The organism is Mycoplasmopsis agalactiae PG2, assembly GCF_000063605.1.
GTDB lineage: Bacteria > Bacillota_I > Bacilli_A > Mycoplasmatales > Metamycoplasmataceae > Mycoplasmopsis > Mycoplasmopsis agalactiae.
The window spans coordinates 631,013-648,577 of record NC_009497.1; the positions used below are offsets into that span (position 1 = coordinate 631,013).

Annotated in this window: 19 protein-coding genes and 1 pseudogene; 4 read left to right on the plus strand and 16 right to left on the minus strand. The window is 30.1% G+C overall.

The annotated features are described in order from the left end of the window. Positions 1 to 65: 65 nt before the first annotated feature. Genes rplW through rpsJ form a run of 4 tightly spaced genes read right to left on the minus strand, consistent with a single transcriptional unit; the run spans position 66 to position 2,593 of the window. Positions 66 to 506, minus strand: a complete 441-nt coding sequence (gene rplW, locus MAG_RS02785) for a 50S ribosomal protein L23 (RefSeq protein ID WP_011949703.1) — start codon at positions 504 to 506, stop codon at positions 66 to 68. After that, positions 506 to 1,408: a 50S ribosomal protein L4 gene (gene rplD, locus MAG_RS02790; protein WP_011949704.1), complete on the minus strand. Its 903-nt coding sequence runs from the start codon at positions 1,406 to 1,408 to the stop codon at positions 506 to 508. The genes rplW and rplD overlap by 1 nt, the downstream gene beginning before the upstream one ends. Before the next feature lie 20 nt (positions 1,409 to 1,428). Beyond that, positions 1,429 to 2,232: a 50S ribosomal protein L3 gene (rplC, locus tag MAG_RS02795; RefSeq protein ID WP_011949705.1), complete on the minus strand. Its 804-nt coding sequence runs from the start codon at positions 2,230 to 2,232 to the stop codon at positions 1,429 to 1,431. Positions 2,233 to 2,287: 55 nt separating this feature from the next. Then, on the minus strand, positions 2,288 to 2,593 hold the full coding sequence (gene rpsJ / locus MAG_RS02800; RefSeq protein ID WP_041308762.1) for a 30S ribosomal protein S10: 306 nt from the start codon (positions 2,591 to 2,593) through the stop codon (positions 2,288 to 2,290). Between the two features lie 619 nt (positions 2,594 to 3,212). Here rpsJ and MAG_RS02805 point away from each other — a divergent pair. Further along, positions 3,213 to 3,488, plus strand: coding sequence for an HU family DNA-binding protein (locus MAG_RS02805; protein WP_013022172.1), 276 nt, complete (start codon positions 3,213 to 3,215; stop codon positions 3,486 to 3,488). A gap of 24 nt (positions 3,489 to 3,512) precedes the next feature. Here the strand turns inward: MAG_RS02805 and recU are convergent. Then, positions 3,513 to 4,005 (minus strand): annotated as a pseudogene (recU, locus tag MAG_RS04625) (Holliday junction resolvase RecU). A gap of 145 nt (positions 4,006 to 4,150) precedes the next feature. Here recU and recA point away from each other — a divergent pair. Together recA and MAG_RS02820 are read left to right on the plus strand one after the other, a co-directional pair. Further along, the gene (gene recA, locus MAG_RS02815; protein WP_011949709.1) at positions 4,151 to 5,143 is read left to right on the plus strand and encodes a recombinase RecA; all 993 of its coding nucleotides are present in this window, start codon (positions 4,151 to 4,153) and stop codon (positions 5,141 to 5,143) included. Between the two features lie 85 nt (positions 5,144 to 5,228). Further along, positions 5,229 to 6,041, plus strand: coding sequence for a TIGR00282 family metallophosphoesterase (locus tag MAG_RS02820; RefSeq protein WP_011949710.1), 813 nt, complete (start codon positions 5,229 to 5,231; stop codon positions 6,039 to 6,041). Between the two features lie 62 nt (positions 6,042 to 6,103). Here the strand turns inward: MAG_RS02820 and MAG_RS02825 are convergent, their stop codons facing one another. Then, positions 6,104 to 7,189, minus strand: coding sequence for a M42 family metallopeptidase (locus MAG_RS02825; protein ID WP_011949711.1), 1,086 nt, complete (start codon positions 7,187 to 7,189; stop codon positions 6,104 to 6,106). Positions 7,190 to 7,347: 158 nt separating this feature from the next. Between MAG_RS02825 and MAG_RS02830 the strand changes: the two genes are divergently transcribed. Further along, positions 7,348 to 8,046, plus strand: a complete 699-nt coding sequence (locus MAG_RS02830) for a pseudouridine synthase (protein WP_011949712.1) — start codon at positions 7,348 to 7,350, stop codon at positions 8,044 to 8,046. 54 nt (positions 8,047 to 8,100) lie between these two features. On the opposite strand, the gene rpmA is transcribed toward MAG_RS02830, so the two are convergent. The 10 genes from rpmA to gyrA form a co-directional block, all read right to left on the minus strand. Next, positions 8,101 to 8,379, minus strand: a complete 279-nt coding sequence (gene rpmA / locus MAG_RS02835) for a 50S ribosomal protein L27 (protein WP_004023968.1) — start codon at positions 8,377 to 8,379, stop codon at positions 8,101 to 8,103. Between the two features lie 6 nt (positions 8,380 to 8,385). Continuing rightward, positions 8,386 to 8,685 carry a 50S ribosomal protein L21 gene (gene rplU / locus MAG_RS02840; protein WP_011949713.1) on the minus strand — a complete coding sequence of 100 codons (300 nt, stop codon included), beginning with the start codon at positions 8,683 to 8,685 and terminating at the stop codon, positions 8,386 to 8,388. Between the two features lie 186 nt (positions 8,686 to 8,871). Then, positions 8,872 to 9,138, minus strand: coding sequence for a hypothetical protein (locus tag MAG_RS02845; protein WP_011949714.1), 267 nt, complete (start codon positions 9,136 to 9,138; stop codon positions 8,872 to 8,874). A 94-nt stretch (positions 9,139 to 9,232) separates the two neighbouring features. Next, a complete protein-coding gene (locus tag MAG_RS02850) occupies positions 9,233 to 9,655 on the minus strand; it encodes a large conductance mechanosensitive channel protein MscL (protein WP_011949715.1) in 423 nt (140 codons plus the stop codon). Between the two features lie 203 nt (positions 9,656 to 9,858). Then, positions 9,859 to 10,875: a nucleotide exchange factor GrpE gene (locus tag MAG_RS02855; RefSeq protein ID WP_011949716.1), complete on the minus strand. Its 1,017-nt coding sequence runs from the start codon at positions 10,873 to 10,875 to the stop codon at positions 9,859 to 9,861. Then, a complete protein-coding gene (gene hrcA, locus MAG_RS02860) occupies positions 10,859 to 11,866 on the minus strand; it encodes a heat-inducible transcriptional repressor HrcA (protein ID WP_011949717.1) in 1,008 nt (335 codons plus the stop codon). The genes MAG_RS02855 and hrcA overlap by 17 nt, the downstream gene beginning before the upstream one ends. Before the next feature lie 169 nt (positions 11,867 to 12,035). Beyond that, complete coding sequence (rpmE, locus tag MAG_RS02865; RefSeq protein WP_011949718.1) at positions 12,036 to 12,248, minus strand: 50S ribosomal protein L31; 213 nt, start codon at positions 12,246 to 12,248, stop codon at positions 12,036 to 12,038. Positions 12,249 to 12,269: 21 nt separating this feature from the next. Further along, positions 12,270 to 12,866, minus strand: a complete 597-nt coding sequence (gene rpsD / locus MAG_RS02870) for a 30S ribosomal protein S4 (protein ID WP_011949719.1) — start codon at positions 12,864 to 12,866, stop codon at positions 12,270 to 12,272. A 283-nt stretch (positions 12,867 to 13,149) separates the two neighbouring features. Continuing rightward, positions 13,150 to 14,625 (minus strand): MAG5620 family putative phospho-sugar mutase, encoded by a 1,476-nt coding sequence (locus MAG_RS02875; protein ID WP_232955089.1) that lies wholly within the window; start codon positions 14,623 to 14,625, stop codon positions 13,150 to 13,152. 48 nt (positions 14,626 to 14,673) lie between these two features. Beyond that, positions 14,674 to 17,433, minus strand: a complete 2,760-nt coding sequence (gene gyrA, locus MAG_RS02880) for a DNA gyrase subunit A (RefSeq protein ID WP_011949721.1) — start codon at positions 17,431 to 17,433, stop codon at positions 14,674 to 14,676. Positions 17,434 to 17,565: the final 132 nt, after the last annotated feature.

Consider the following 17,565-nt stretch of genomic DNA (forward strand, 5'->3'; position numbering starts at 1 on the left):
TATTTCTCCTTGCTTAAAAATAGTTGAGGAATTCATCTTTTAAGCAAAATTAATCCTCAGTAAATTTATTTTTCTTCTTTTTCTTTGGTTGCAGATGATTTTTTAGCTTTTTTAGCAGCAATTTTTTCTGCTAATTTAGCTTCTTTTTCTGCATTCTTTTCTTTTTCAGCTTTAATAGCTTCAGCTTTTTCTTTTTCAACTTTAGCTTTATCTTGTTTTTCTTCTTCTTGTGGGTAGAATGAAATTGAATAGCCGTCAGCTAATTTAACAAAAGCTTTTTTGTATTTGTTTGTAAATCCGTGGAAACGACCTAAATTTTTAGGTTGCTTGTCAACTTTAAGTGTGTTAACTGATAACACCTTAACTTTAAAGATGAACTCAACAGCTTTTTTAATTTGAAACTTGTTAGCTGCTCAATCAACTTCAAATGTGTACACATTTTTACCTAAAGCTTCGTTTGACTTTTCAGTAAGAACTGGACTTTTGATAACACGAGTTATTTCCATTATTTAATTCTCCCTTCAAAGTTTTCGTAGCCTTCAGTTGAAAGTACTAAAACATCAGCTCAAATTAAGTTTTCAACAGATACAGATGTTGGTTTTACACAAATTACATTTTGTAAGTTTGCAACTGATTTATAGGTAACTTCGTCATTTGTAGCAATCAAAATGTGTTTTTGTTCTTTAATGCCTAGTTCGCTTAATTTGTTAATAGCAGCTTTTGTTGAAATTGATTCTAATTTGAAGTCATCAACAACAACAGCTTTGCTTTGTGCTAATAAGGTTAAGACTGAAACAAAAGCATTGAAACGAACTTTCTTGTTAACTTTAAGCTTGTAGTTTCTAACTGGTGTTGGACCAAATGCTCTACCACCACCTACTCATATTGGTGATCTAGTTGAACCAGCACGTGCTCTACCTGTGCCTTTTTGTCTTCAAGGTTTTTTACCACCACCACGTACTTCAGCACGGCTTTTTACATCATGAGTACCTTGACGTCTTGAAGCTCTGTCTGAAATAATGGTGTCAAAAATTGCTTGTGAGTAAATTTTGTCTGATGCAAATAACTTAGGATTAAGTTTAGATGTATCAAATTCTAATTTTGCACTCTTTTCAAATTTTTCAGCACTAACAGCAGGCTTTTTAACTGTTTCTTTAGCTTCTGAAGCTGCTTTAGCACTTGTAGCTTTTTTAGTTGTAGTACTTGTTGACTTAGTTTTTTCAGCCGCTACAGTTTTAGTTGTGCTTTTTGCACTTGTAGTTGATTTTTTAGCTGCTGGTTTTTTAGCAGCTGTTGTAGATGTTGTTGTAGAAGTTTTCTTTGTACTTGAAGTTTCTTTAGCAGTAGTTGCTTTTTTAGCTGCTGGTTTTTTAGCAGTTGAAGTAGATTTCTTGGTTGTTGTTTTCATTTCTTTTTCTAAATCAGCCATTATTTATCTCCTTCAGCAGCTTGTTCTTCTTCAGCTTTGTGAATTAATGGTTCTAATTCAGCCGAAGTCATACCAACTGTAACTTCAATATTGAATTTCTTAGCTTTTTCAATAAGCTCATTCATCTTAACAACTTCTTTAACGTTAACTAACTTGATTGCCTCCTTAGTTGGAAGACCTTTAACAGCTTGCTTAATAATCACAAATGATTTTTTAGCACCTGGAATTGAACCTTTAACTAAAAGTAGGTTGTTCACTGTGTCAACTTTAACAATTTCCAAGTTTTGTACTGTTGTTTTTTCTGAACCTAAGTGACCTGGCATTGTCATACCTTTAACAACACGGTTACCTGATATATCACCAAGAGAGCCAGTTTGTCTAACAGGTTGACTACCACCACCACCACCGTGCGATTTAGGTCCTATGTGTTGGTTTCATCTTTTAATTGTTCCGGCAAATCCTTTACCTTTAGAAATACCGGTAATGTCAACTAGTTCGCCAGCCGAAAAAATGCTTGCATTAACTTCTTGACCTAATTCATAGCCTTCCATGCCACGAATTTCTTTAATGTATTGCTTAGGTGTTGTTTTAGCTTGAATAAATTGACCAGCTAATGGTCTGTTTACTCTCTTAGCTTTTTTCTCAACAGTAGCTAATTGTGTTGCAAAATAACCATTTTTTTCTACTGTTAGAACTTTTGAAACAACATTTGGTTTAACTTCAACAACAGTAACTGGTATTCTTTGACCAAGTTCTGTGTAGATTTGAGTCATTCCAACCTTACGTCCTAAGATTCCTTTCATATTCATCTCCTAATCTAATTTTGATGACCATAGCTTGCATTAAAGCAAGTTGGATTTATTTTTGTGAAACTTGAATTTCAACACCTGAAGGTAATTCAAGTCTTTTAAGTTTGTCAATTGTTTGTTCACTAGGGTTAATGAAAACAATCAATCTTTGGAAAGTTCTACTTTCAAACTGTTCACGTGACTTTTTGTTAATGTGAACTGATCTTAAGATAGTAACCACTTCTCTTTTGGTAGGAAGTGGAACTGGACCACTGAATTTAGTATTGCTTTTGGTTGCTAATTCAATTATTTTTTTAGCCCCAAAATCAGCTAATGAGTGATCAAAACTTTTCACTTTGATATTAACTTTACTCATGTTGCCTCCTTTGTTCATAAATGAACCTTACTCCACAAAAATTTCTTAGTTATCCATAGACAACAAAACGGCTTAACTAACAACCTTTTGCTTCTTAGTAAATGTTGCATTTACAATTATAGTCAAAAAGTATTTATTTGTTAGTTTTTATTTAATAAATTTTTGAAATTAAAATTTTAGATTTAAAATAGGCCAAAAATGCACTAAAATCACGTGTTTTACTCACTAAAATGAGCTGTTTTTAACAGCATCCCAAACTTATTTAAATCTCTGATACACCAAAAAGAGTTGTAAGTTTGCTAAACACTAATTATTTATCTATTTTACACTTAAAAAATCAATTAGGCAGAAACAAATACATAAATAAATATAAAATTAAATACTTAACTATTAATAATATATGTATGTAAATTGTAAGAAAAAATAAAAATAAAGCTTTTGTTTCAAAAATACTTTGATATATCTATGTGTTTATAATACAAATAAACCAGTGGAATTTTATTTTATCCTTTATTTATAGGGCAATAGGTATGAAAATATAAAATTTGGCTATAAATTTAGTAATATATAAATAGGATAAATAAATATCTTGCTGTGATTATTCAGAAGGGAAAATCAAATGACTAAAAAAGAATTTGTCAAGGCAATCGCTAATAAAATGGAAGTTTCAGTAAAAAGGGCAGATCAATTTTTTGACGCTTTTGTATTCGTACTTAAGGAAGAATTAATTGCCGAAAGCAAAGTACAACTTTCATCTTTAGGTATTTTTGAAACAAAAATTAGAAGGGGTCGTGATACTATAAATCCTTTTACAATGAGTGAGTTATCAGTGCCTGAAAAACGTGTTATTAAATTTACTCCTTCTAAATATCTAAGAGAGCTAGTTAACTTCTAATTTTAATAGCTATTTAAATTAATATTAAGAATAAATATAGGGCAAAAAGTCTATTATTCCAGGATAAGTGAGCGGAATTCTTTTGCCTATTTTTTTTATTCATTTATACCTATATTGGTTTTTATTTTCAATTGTCATAAAATTCTCATATGAGAGTAAATAAAACTCATCATATAAGCCGAAAAACACTATCAAAAAGGCCAGTCCGCCATTTTTATGTATCTCTTTAAGATACTTTTTTTGATGCTCTTTTATATTACTTCTTGCTAAAAATGATTCATTTGTGCTCTTGGCTTTCAAATGCCAAAAATCTCCCTTTATAGCACCCTATATAATCAACGGTTGATTTTTTATAAACAAAAGCATTAGAAAGCAGTAATTTATTTTCAGAGTTAGTTATGTTGCTAAATTTAATTGGCAAGCCTTTTTTCTCAATAAAAGCTATATGATTATAAGTATAGTAATCAATTGTTTGGTTAATAATAGTTTCTAATAGCATACCTCTGTTTTTGTACATACTTTTATATCTAATCTTTGATAGTCTCTATATAAAAGTGAACAAAAACGGGAAAAAAGTACCCTTTTTCCCATTTTTTTCCTAGTTTGCTTATAGTAGTCCATTTTGCAAATTGTTATTATGAAAGGAATTAATAAATTAATACATGAAAAATGAAAATAACGAAAACAATAAACAAATGGATTTAATAAAAAGAACATTAAATGAAATCACAAGAAAATTTGGGCAAGAAGCTATTATGATGTTTAATCAAGATTCAATTGATGAGCAAGTAGAAACCTTTTCATCTGGTAGTTATTTATTAAATAGTGCACTTGGCATTGGAGGCTATCCTAAAGGCAGAATAGTCGAAATTTATGGCCCTGAAAGTAGTGGTAAAACCACTCTTTGCCTTCATGCAATTGCAGAAGTGCAAAAGCAAGGTGGCATAGCAGCTTTTATTGATGCTGAGCATGCAATTGATCCGCTTTATGCACGAAATTTGGGTATTGATTTAAACACACTTATTTTAAGTCAACCTGATAGTGGCGAGCAGGCTATGGAAATAGTTGATATTTTAGCTAAATCAGGCGCTGTTGATTTAATTGTAGTTGATAGTGTAGCTGCACTTGTGCCTATTGCTGAATTAGAAGGCGAAATGAGAGATATGCAAGTTGGTGTGCAAGCTAGATTAATGTCAAAAGCTTTAAGAAAAATTACAGGCAACTTGCATAAAAATAAAACAACGGTTATTTTTGTTAACCAAATAAGAGAAAAAATTGGTGTTATGTTTGGCAATCCCGAAACAACAACGGGAGGTAGAGCGCTTAAGTTTTATGCTTCAATAAGACTCGAAGTAAGAAAAACTACTTCTATTACTGAAGGAAAAGATATCACAGGTAATGAAATAAAAATTAAAGTGGTTAAAAATAAATTAAGTGCTCCATATAAGAGTTTTACTACCGAAATTTTATTCTCTAAAGGTATTGATGCTACAGGTGAATTAATAGAATTAGCCTGTGAAAAAGGCATATTTGACAAAAAGGGTGCTTGATATGCATATCAAGGCAAGAACATCACTCAAGGCAAAAGAGCTCTTAAAGAATTTTTAGAAAACAACTTAGAATTTAAACAAGAAATAGAAAAATTAGTGCTATAAATAAACAATAAACAAAGGCATAGTCTTACTAAGTGTTAAAATAATGTAAGTGTATTTTGCTAATTTGCTATTGGAGAAGCGTTTAATGGAAAATAAAGAGCTTAAGATCTTATTTATTGGTGATATTTTTGGCACACCAGGCATTGAAATGGTTGAAAAACATTTATCAAAGTTAAAGTCGGATTATGATGCAGATATTGTTATAGCCCAAGGAGAAAATGTTTCTGGTAGAAAAGGGCTAGAACAAAAAGATTATTTAAGACTTAAAAAAGCCGGGGTAGATATTATAACTTTAGGCAATCATGTATGAGCTAAGAGTGATATATTGAACATCATCAATAACCCTGATTTAGTAAGGCCAGCCAATATTGATGCAGGTTATCCAGGGAAAGGGACACAATTATATACACTCAAAAATGGCATAACTTTACGTGTTACTTCATTAATGGGTATAACTTTTAATAAGCTTCTTAAACCTTGAACACAAGAAATAGCCAATAGCTTCTTCGATACAATCGATTCAATTAGACAATATCAGCAAAGAGCAGACTTTCACTTTATTGACTTTCATGCAGAAACAACAAGCGAAAAATATGTATTAGGTTTATATTTAGATGGCTTAGTAGATGCTGTTTGTGGCACACATACGCATGTGCAAACAAATGATGCTCATATATTGCCTAATGGTACTTGTTTTATTACTGATGCAGGTATGACTGGACCATATAATTCAGCTATTGGTGCTAATTTTGAAGAAGTTTATCGTCATATGCGTTTTGAAGAAAAAGTTCTTTTTACTACTTCAAATAATCCAAGTCAGTTTAATGGTGTCTTTTTGCACTTACATAGTGATAAGAGCAAAAATATAATTGTTCCTATTAAAATTCTCCCAGAATAGCAATAAAAAAGCGAGAACTTCTCGCTTTTAATTTGCCCTTTTAGCTCTATAAAACAGGGATATTAGTTTGCTTTAAGCTCTAAGCTTTTCTTGCTATCAAAAGCTTTTACAAATTCGGTAATTAAGTCTAAAGTTGCTTGAATATCAACTAAAGAACATACGCCAATAGGCGAATGTAAATATCTTTGTGGAATGCTTAAAGTTATAGTAGGAACACCACCAATACCATATTGTAAAACGGCACCATCAGTTCCGCCACCTTCAGCTATGTATTTATAAACTGGAATATTGTTTTCTTTAGCAATTTCTGTTAGCATATTAACTAATTTTGGATCAGTCATAACAGCAGCATCTTGAATTAATAATGCTACACCTTTACCCAATGATGGCACACCTTTGATGCATCCTGTTGTATCATGCGAAGCTCCTGTATCAATTGCAAAAGCTACGTCAGGATTAATGAGCGAAACACTAGTTTTAGCCCCTCTGCATCCTACTTCTTCTTGTACTGAACCAACTAAGTATAGATCGCTAGCTAAATCAATATCTTTAATTCTGTTGGCAAGCATATCTAAAACAGTAACTCCTGCTCTGTTATCCATCGCTTTGCCACCAAGAAGGTCATTTTTTAATTCAATGGTTTCGCCAGACATATAAATTCTGTCACCAACTTCAATACCAAAGTCAATTGCTTCTTGTTTACTCAAAAATCCACAATCAACATACAATTCTTTTTCTAATGGTGCCTTAGTTTTTTTATCAGCTTCTAAAATGTGAATTGATGTGTGTCCAAAAACACCAACTGCTTCTTTATTATCTCTATTTGTGACAACTTTAGCTTTTGTGCCAATAACTGCTGTTGGTCAGATTCCGCCAACAGATGAAACTAATAAATTACCATTATCTTCAATGTTTCTAACTAAAAAGCCAACTTCATCCATATGTGCTGCTATCATAACTTTAGGTGCATTAGCAACTTTTGATTTTTTAGTAATTATTAATGAGCCGAATCCATCACGTGAAAAGTCAAAATTTTGACTTTTTATGTTGGCTTTTAACTTTTCAACAACTGGCTCTTCGTATCTCGACATAGCTTCAATAGACATATACTCTATTAATTTAGCCTTTAACTGATCATATTTTGACATCTTATTCCTTTATACTTATTTTAGTTTTTAAAAGTTTGTTATTAAATTATAAATTTATAAATTTAAATGCCTTGTAAATAATCTGATTAATTAAAATATGTTAAGTATTTTTGTTTTATTTAACTAAAACAAGCAAAATTATTAGATAATTAAAAAATATGGCACAAATTAGAATTGAAAAATATATTGCAGACTTAACTAACTTAAGCAGAAATGAAGTTAAAAATAAGTTAAAGAAAAAAGCAATCAAAGTTAATAGAGTTATATTAACTAAATTAATTAAAATTGATTCTGAAAAAGATGTTGTTGAGCTAGATAACAGCATCTTAAAATATGAAAAATTTCAATACTATATGTTCAATAAACCAGCAAATTTTATTTGTGCTAATAGCGATTCTGAAGAGGCAACTATTTTTGACATTGTTGGCTTGCCTGCAGAAAAATTTTTCTCTTTTGGCAGATTAGATAAAGATACAGAAGGACTTTTGATATTAAGCAATGATGGCCAAATGTGCCATAGATTGCTAAGTCCTAAAAATCATGTACCTAAAAAATATTATGTAAAAGTTGATAAAAAAATTGATAGTGAAATTTTACTCAATCATAGTCCAATAAAAATTAATGATGATTTTATTGTTTCAAAATATATTTTGGAACTTATTGATGATAAAGGCTGTTTTTTAACAATTTATGAAGGAAAATTTCACCAAATCAAGCGAATGTTTGGCTCCCTTGGTTTTTCCGTTTTATACCTAAAACGTGTAGAATTCGGAAAATTGAAGCTTGATAATAATTTAAAATTAGGTCAGGTTAGAAAACTTAGTGAAGATGAGGTTAAGCTGTTAGAATCAGCATAAAAAAACAAGAAAAGCAGGCAAAATACCTGCTTTTTATGCGCTCAATTTAATTAATTATTCAGCACTTGTGCTGTTTTGAACTCTTGTTGGGTAAACTGAAGCATAAACTCTGTTTCTTCTACGTTCAAATTTTACGTAGCCTGTAATAAGTGCATAAATAGTGTCGTCATTACCACGCCCTGCATTTACACCTGGGAAAATTTTTGTTCCTCTTTGGCGGAAAATAATTGACCCAGCTGTACAGAATTGTCCATCGCCTAATTTAATACCTAATCTTTGGCCGCGACTATCACGACCGTTTCTAGTAGAACCACCGGCTTTCGTGTGTGCCATAGCTAACTAACCTACAATTCCTGTTATTTTAACACGTGTATAAGGTTGACGATGTCCTAATTTACGTTTGTGTGTTGACTTTGCATTGTGACGATATACAACTATTTTTTTAGCTTTACCTTGTTTTTGGATCTCTCCAATAACTTTTGCACTTTCTACATAAGGTTTACCAATTTTATTGTCAAGAAGTAACACTTTATCAAAAGTAACTTTTGATCCTTCTGCTCCTTCAATTTTTTCAATAAAAATTGTTTCGCCTTCTTTAACTAGAATTTGTTTACCACCTGTCTCGATTATTGCTATCATTTAGCATAACCTCCTGTTTGTGGCTCATCTTTAAGGTAATTATTTTAAAAAAATAATATTTAAACCTGTTCAGAATGGTTACAAAAGTAACTCTTTTATTTTAATACAAAAATCTAGTTATGAGAGCATTTTTTATGTTATTTTTATGCTTTTATGCTTCTTGAGTTATTGATGAACATTGTAATACTAATAACTTACATAAACTGGATGATATACGGGCTGTACATTTTTAGAACTTGCTATGCTTGCTTTTGTTTCATTTGTGTCTCATTTTGAACTTCCTGTGCTTGTCACTTCTCCTTTTTTAGCTTTAGAAAGTTTTACTAATGACACAATTTTAGTAGCTATTGTCACAATTGCAGAAACTCCGGCTAGAGCAGCAGTTATAGAAAAACCACCGCGAATATGCTTTTCTTGATTTTCATCAAGCTTAACAAATTTATTTTGTTCCATTTTCCTCCTTTCATTTATTTAATTAGACAATTTGTGTTCAGAGCACAAAAAAGAAAAAAATTGGGAAAATCCCAACTTTTTTCCAAATATTTTTCTACTTTAATTGACTTCTTCTTAATTCTTCAATGTTTTCATTAAGTTTCTTAAGTTCTTGGAGTATTAATTCATCTGTTGTTGGAGCAGCAACAACCACAACAGGTGGATTCTTCTTAGCCTTTCTTGCTTCAACTGCATTCTTAATCAAGAAATAAAGGATTAAGAAAAGGAAAATAATAAGAGCAACAATGATAAATGAAATTAATGCTGCTAAGAACTTCCCAATTAAAACAGGGCCAGCTTTTAGTTCAGAAACTGCTTGTACATTGAATAAAGAAGCTATCGCAGCCATTATCACATCGTTTGCTAATGAGCTAATAACTGCATTGAATGAAGCACCAATTAAAACACCAATTGCTAATAGTAGCATATTGCCACGTTTAACTGATGCTCATGCATCGTTTACTGATTTTTTGAACATGATATAATTATATTAAATTCAGAGCAAATTATTATCATAATTTTGAGCATATTAACCAATGATACTATAAAACAGGTGTATTAGTTAACATATTGTTTTTGCACATAGCAGTTAGATTAATAATGACTCCTAAAGTTAAGAATTAATCAAACAAATTCTTTTGCCAATTAAGCAAAATAAAAATGAGAGCATAATTTCTCATTTTACTTACTATTATTTTTAGCAATTGTTTCCGCTACTTTTTCTCTTAAAGTGTGTAACCTTCCAGGAGTTTTATGATACGCATTATCTCCTAATTTTTCAATTAACACTTTTGCCTGTGGATCATCTGATCTAACGCTTGTGTCAACTAAAGCAACATGTAAAATTCTGTCATGCAACTTGTATGCTGACGAATGAACGTTAATTATAGTATTTGAAGGAAATTCATCGTCAATAACTTGTTCATTAACTTTTTGATATTTAGGATCAAAAATCTCTCCTTCAATTGGTTTAAGTTCAACAAAATTATATTTTTTAAACATTTCATCAAATTGTCAAGTAATCATTCTATAGCCCTTAGAAAAAGCTTTTAATTTTGGATCATCAAGTAATTCAGCCTGCATTTCTGAGCTTAAACTAGTTACTTTGTATAAACTATAATAATTAACAAATTCTTCAAAAAACTTTTGCAATGCATATTGCTCAACTTCTTTTTTTAATTCATTAGGGATAACAACCGCTTTTGGGCCTTCTTTTTCTTTTTCTAATAAAATTTTTAGTAACTCATTTTGTTTAATAAGCTTTTCGTTCTCTACAAAAAGCGAAAGAATTCTTTCTTGTGCTTTTGCTAATGGATCATCATTTATTTCTTCTTGGCTTTTGTTTTCGCCCTCACTTGTATCTAATGCTTTTTGTTTTGTTAACTCCTCATAGTTTTTTAAAGTAACTTCAAAAAAGAGTTTTTGATTTCTATATTTTTCATTAGGATGATTTTTAGGAATTTTTAATTGAAATTTGTAACTTGGCTCAATTTCATTGTGTAAAAACTTATTATCAAAGTTTTGTAAAAAATTATTTTTTCCTAAAACTAATTCATGATCCTTTGTGCAAAAAGGCTCTATGAGCTCTTTTTTAGGAGAATATGCATCAATATCTACTATTAAAATGTCACCTTTATCAAAAGTTTTTTTAAATTCACTAGCTTTATTCACATTTTCTCCTTTATTCATCATATTCATTTATTAACTCTTCTAATATTTCTAAAGCGGAAATACCTTTAGCATAATTCATTCTGTTGGTACCAACTAATGAAATTTCTTTAATTTTGTTATTTTGTAACTTTTTGGCTATAAATGTGCTGTGGTCACTGCATATAGCTATTTTTATATTTCTATTTTGGTCTGATATTTCAGAATCAATTATTTCTCAAATAGATTCATTTTCAATCTTGTGCAATATTTTTAGTAAATCTTGTCTTGAAATTTCATCAGCTAAAATAATATTGTTTCTGCCATAAATATTATTTTTATTAACAAATGCAAAATGGAAAACTTGATTTATGTACTCTTCTAATAATGTTTCATAATTTTTTATCGATTCAGATAGTATAGGTCATAATGCTTTAGCAGATGAAGCTAAATTAATTAATGATGAATTTACAAGTCTTTGATTAAATACTTTAGTCGCAATTGCTAAGTCATTCATCGAGTACATTTCTTTATTGATGTTTATGTTATTAGTAGTTGTTTTGTTATACGAATCAGTTATTAATACTATTCCCTCTCTATCAGACAAGGGAACTAATTGCAAGTTTTTAAGTGTTGCATTTTCATTATTTTCAGTAGTAACTAAGGTTACCCCAATAGATTCAGTTATTATTTTTGCTGCTTCTTCAACTGTATTTTCTATTGACACTCTTCTTCGTGCAAAAATGTCTTTTATTCTTTCTTTAAAGGCATTTGTGTCAAAATTTACTAAATACATTGCATAGTACTCATATCCTTTAGCTGAAGGGACTCTCCCACTTGATGTATGCGTTTTTTCTAAAAATCCATACTTTTCCAAATCATTCATTAAGTATCTAACTTTAGCACTAGAAAAATTTAACTTAAAATTTTCTAATAATGCTTGTGAACTAACAGGCACACCGTCTTCAATAAACATTTCAACAGTGTATTTCAAAACTGTTTTTAAGTCTGCAGTTAAACCAAAATCATCTTTTTTAAGCATATTATAATTATAAACTTTTTTAGCATATGAATAGCTAAAGTGCTAAAAAAGTTGCTTAACGTAAAATGCTGTTTTATAGGATTATTTGTCACTTGCATCTTAAAAGATGTTCACTTTAATAATTAGAGTGCTAAAAAAAGAACCTTGGCGGTTCTTTGTTAAGAGTTTACTATTTTGCGCTCTTTTTAGCAAGTCTTTGGTTGAATTTGTCAATCATACCTGTTGCTTTTGTTTTTGCTCTGTCACCAGTATAAACAACGTGACATCCTGAACAAACATCGATTGAAATTGACTTTTTAGTTGTTCCAAATGTAAATTTTTTTGAACATGTTGAGCATGTTGCTTCAACAGTGTTGTATTGTGGATGTATATCTTTTTTCATAATATAATCTCCTAATCTTAACTATTTTGAATAGTGTTCGATAACAAAGTTTTCTTTAACATTTGGATTTAATTCACTTCTGTTAGGAAGTCTGTCAACTTTAGCTTCAAAGTTTTTAACTGTTAATCAAGCAGCAGCAGGTTTTGATTCTAAAGCAGCTTTAACTTGATTATTGTTTTGTGTCTTGGCTTTAAGTGTAATAACATCACCTACAGATATGTGCATAGAAGGAATGTCAGCGTTTTTTCCATTAAGTTGGAAGTGTCCATGTGCTACTAATTGACGAGCTTGTCTTCTTGTTGTTGCAAATCCTGCTCTATAAACAACATTATCAAAACGACTTTCTAAAAGTTGTAGTAAGTTTGTACCAGCAACACCTTTCATTTTGATAGCACGAGCGTAAATTTTTTGTAATTGTTTTTCGCTAATACCATAAATAAATCTTACTTTTTGTTTTTCATATAGGTGCAATCCATAGTCAGAAAGTTTAACACGTTTATTACCATGTTGACCAGGTGCATAGGTACGTTTTTTACCTTTTGAAAATTCTTTTTCGTTTTCTAAAATTGAAATCCCGTAACGACGAGCTTTTTTGAAAACTGGTCCTAAATATCTCATTTTTCCTCTTTCTGCATAAAAACATCAAAAGGAGACAATTTCTCTATTCTTGATGATTTTTTAATGATTTCGGTTTACAGCTAACTTACTTTCAAATCAATAGAAAATATCATATAGTGAATAAATAATTATCTGCTGTTAATTATGCAAAATAAATTTTATTATAAATTTGTAAAAATATAAGCAATTTTATAAGGCAAAATTGCGTAAACCACAAAACACTAATAACACTGTTTTATAGGCTTTTTTGTCAAATGGTTTTTTGAACTAATCTTTTTTAAAATTAAGACTTTAATGACTTAATTACTTTGTTTATTCATAAAGCCATTTTGAAGTACTGAAATTTTCAGGAAACATTCTGCTTTAAATCTTCACTAAAAATATGATATTCAAAAACTATATTTTCCTTTTCAGAATCATAGTAAATTGATACAGAATTTTTGCTGTTATCAGAATAAAGCTTTAAAATTGCATAATTATTCTCGCATCAAGACTTAAATATGACTATTTTGTTAAATAGTTTGCTTTCTAAATATTTATTTTCAATAATTGAAACTAAATTATTTAAATTGGCAAATTCAATTTTTTTATATTTCTTAATAACATGTATACTGCCAAAATTTTCCTTGAGTGAGTTGTATTTGAATGACAGCAAATTGTTTCTATTTCTGTAAATGTTAAGCATTCAAACTAAACATATTAAAAAGTAGTAGTTATTATGAATTTTTGAGTATCTTGGATTAGCATTGATTTTTTCAAATGAGTATGTAAATAAGCAGTTTTCGTCATTTAATAATTCTTCAATAGTATCTGAATTGTAGTAAAAATATCTCATTTTATATTGCTTGATTAATTCAATTATTTGGCTACTTGCATTTGGCGGAATAACAACAAATAATTTTTTAATGTTTACTTGATTAGATCTTTTTAACTCTTCCACTAAAAAATCTAAGTAAAGCAAAACTACTTGATCAAGCGAAAGATTTTTAAGCTTATAATCAATTAAAAAATCAGTTGCTAAATTAGAATAATTATCAATATAAATTATGCTTTGATAGTTTTTTAATTTTGGCAATAGGTTTTTAAATGTATCAAAAAATTTTCTGCTTTTGTTATTGCTTATTTTACTTTTTTTAACCTTAAAACTGGTATCGTAATTACTAAATAATTGCGAACATAACAATAGTGAATAATCATTGTTTACTAAAACTAAGCTTCTTGACTTATAACGAGGTCTTACATTAAAAAATGCTTTAAGAATCTCTTCTTTTGAAGCTTGTGCTGATATTAAATGGTCAACATTTAACAGCTCAGCTTCATAATTAAGGTCATTATCAACTGATTCTAATTTTTTGTTACTACAAAAACTATCGTGCACTTTTTCTAAGATATCTTTTTTTACGTAAAACCTTGTTTTATAGTCATATATGACAATAGATATAAATTTTGAAGTTTTCGAAATTATAAATTTTACTACGTAATCAATTTTGTGCTTGTGGCATGCTATTTCATCAGTAGAAAAGTCTGTGCCAATATGAGAGTCGTATGAATAAACTTTGAAGTTTTTAACAGGTATATTTTTGATGTATTTGACTATTTTATAGTGCTTAAGGTCTCCTTGAAAAGACAATAAAATCTTTTGCTCACTGTTATTATCAAGTATTGAACAAATGTGTTCAAAAACTAAAGAACATGTTTGTTCACTTATTTGTTCTTTTGTTGTTGACTTTAAAATTAATGAGTTTCCTGTAATAGACATTAGGATTTTATTATTTAAATCACTGATCATTAAGCATATCCTTAAAAATTAATCAATATCAATTTCTATAGTCTCTTCATTGATGTCGCCTTTATCTAAGAGAATTTCTTTAGTTTGATTTTTTATATCATCAATGAATTTTTCATCCTCAATAGTTTCATCTAAAGTTGAATCACTCTCTAACTTAACAATCTCAACTGCCTGAATTTGCTCTTTCTTCTTTAAGTTAATTAACTTAACACCTTTTGTTGCTCTACCGGTTTCATTTATATCCTTGATAGGTATTCTTATTGTAAGACCGCTTGTTGTGATCATTAGAATCTCATCATGCGGATTAACAAAACGAGCAAAAACCAAATTACCGGCCTTATCACTGTTTATGCCAATAACACCTTTTCCGCCTCTGTGTACTAATCTAAAAAGACTATGGTGGGTAATTTTACCAAAACCATTTTTGCCAATTGTTAAAATCAATTCACCTTCAGAACTTGATGATGCTGAAATACATGTCTCGTCTTCGGCTAAAGTAATTCCTTTTACACCTGTAGCAATTCTGCTTAAAGCTCTGAATTCATTTGAGTGAAACTTAACAATTCTTTGTTTGCTATTGGCTAATAAAATTAGTTCATCATCATCAATAATCGAAGCACGAATAAGCTCATCTTCCTCTTTGAGGTTGAATGCACGCTTACCGTTTATATTGATAATTTGAAACTCTGAAAGACTAGTTTTTTTAATTATTCCTAATTTTGTTGCAGTGAATAAGTACTTGTCATCGCTGTATTCATCAACAGCAAGCATTGAGATGACTTTTTCGCCTTCATCAACTTTAAGTCTAGGAATTATGTTAATAAATGAAGTTCCTTTTGATTGTCTATTTAATTCAGGAATTTCATGAGCACGAATTCTATAAACTCGCCCATGGTTTGTGAAGATGAGTAAGTCTGTATGGGTTGTTGTTGTGATAATTGATGAAATATCATCATCATTATATGTTTTCATTGTTGTTATACCAACGCCACCACGTCTTTGAGTCTTGTACTCTTCTAAATCAATTCTCTTTACATAGCCCTTTGTGCTAGTTGTTATAACAATATCTCTTTTGCTGATTAAATCTTCATCATTAATTGATGCACTAATATTTTTATCAATTACTGTTCTACGCTCATCAGCATATTTGTTTTTGATTTCAGTTAATTCATCAATGATTAGCTCAATTAATAAGTCTCTGTTAGCTAAAATGTTGGTAATTCTTTCAATTTCAGCAGCTAAATTTTGCATTTCTTCAATCATGCTATCAACAGCTAGACCAGTTAGTCTACCTAAACGCATGTCAACAATAGCTTTTGTTTGTTTTTCACTTAAATCAAACCTTGTTGATAGATTACTTTGTGCATCTTGATCAGTTTTAGATGATTTAATTATTTTAATTACTTCATCTATATTTTCAACAGCAATTTTTAGCCCTTCTAAGATATGCATTCTATCTTTAGCTTTATTTAAATCAAATCTTAACCTTCTAGTAACAACATTTTCTTGGTGCTTTAAATAAACTTCTAAGGCATACTTAATGTTTAATAATTTAGGCTCGCCATCAACTAATGCTACGAAATTAACATTGTAATTTGACTGAAGCGGAGTTTGCCTATAAAGCTTATTTAATATGATTTCTGGAACTTCACCCTTTTTAATATCAATGATTATTCTGATACCATTTCTGTTTGATTCATCACGTAAATCAGCTATACCTTCAATGGTTTTGTCTTTCATTAATTGAGCAATTTTCTCAATAATTAAAGTTTTCTTTATTTCATATGGTATTTCCGAAACAATAATTCTGCTTTTACCATTTTGCAAGTGTTCAATTTTAGCAATTGATCTTACTGAAATAGAGCCTTTACCAGTTTCATAGGCCTCTTTAATTCCTTTTGTGCCCATGATCATAGCGCCAGTTGGAAAGTCTGGCCCAGGAAGAAACTCCATAATTTCACTTATGCTAATTTCTGGATTTTTAGCTAAAGCTATTGTTGCATCAATAGTTTCAGCTAAATTATGTGGAGGAATGCTTGTAGCCATACCAACAGCGATTCCTGAGCCACCAGAAACTAATAAATTTGGAAAACGCGAAGGAAGAACTGATGGCTCCTTTTCAGTTGCATCATAATTATCGACAAAATCAACAGTGTCTTTTTTAATGCCTTCTAACATTAAAGCAGCAACTTTAGACATTCTAGCTTCTGTATAACGCATGGCAGCAGCTTGATCGCCATCAATCGAACCAAAGTTACCATGGCTATCAATTAAAGGATATCTCATAGAAAAATCCTGAGCCATACGCACCATAGCTTCATAAACAGATGAATCACCATGTGGGTGATATTTACCCAAAACGTCTCCGACAATTCTAGCGCTCTTACGATGTTGTGTACCACTTGTGATGCCTAATTCACTCATATCATAAAGTATTCTTCTATGAACAGGTTTTAATCCATCTCTAGCATCAGGCAAAGCACGAGAAACAATAACGCTCATTGCATAATCTAAAAACGAGACTTTCATCTCTTTTGAGATTTGCATTGGAATTATTCCGTCTTGCTCAGTTTCAACTAATTTTGGCTCAACTTTATATTCTGGCTTATTTTGTGGAATATCTTCTTCATCTTCATCATTATTTTTGTTGTCTTTTGGCTTTTTGAAGGCTATAAAAAGTTCATCTGAAGAATCATTTTCTTCATCATAAGTTTCTTCATTTAATTTGTCACTATCATTGATTAATTTTTCTTTTTCATCATCATTTATTTTAGCCATAAGTAATTCTCTCCTTTATATTAAAAAAGGCGTAATATTATAAATATAATATTAATTTTACCAAAAATAGCACTTTTTTGCATTATAAACTAAGCAAAATTTAGTGAGCTTATAATATTGATTTGTACTGTT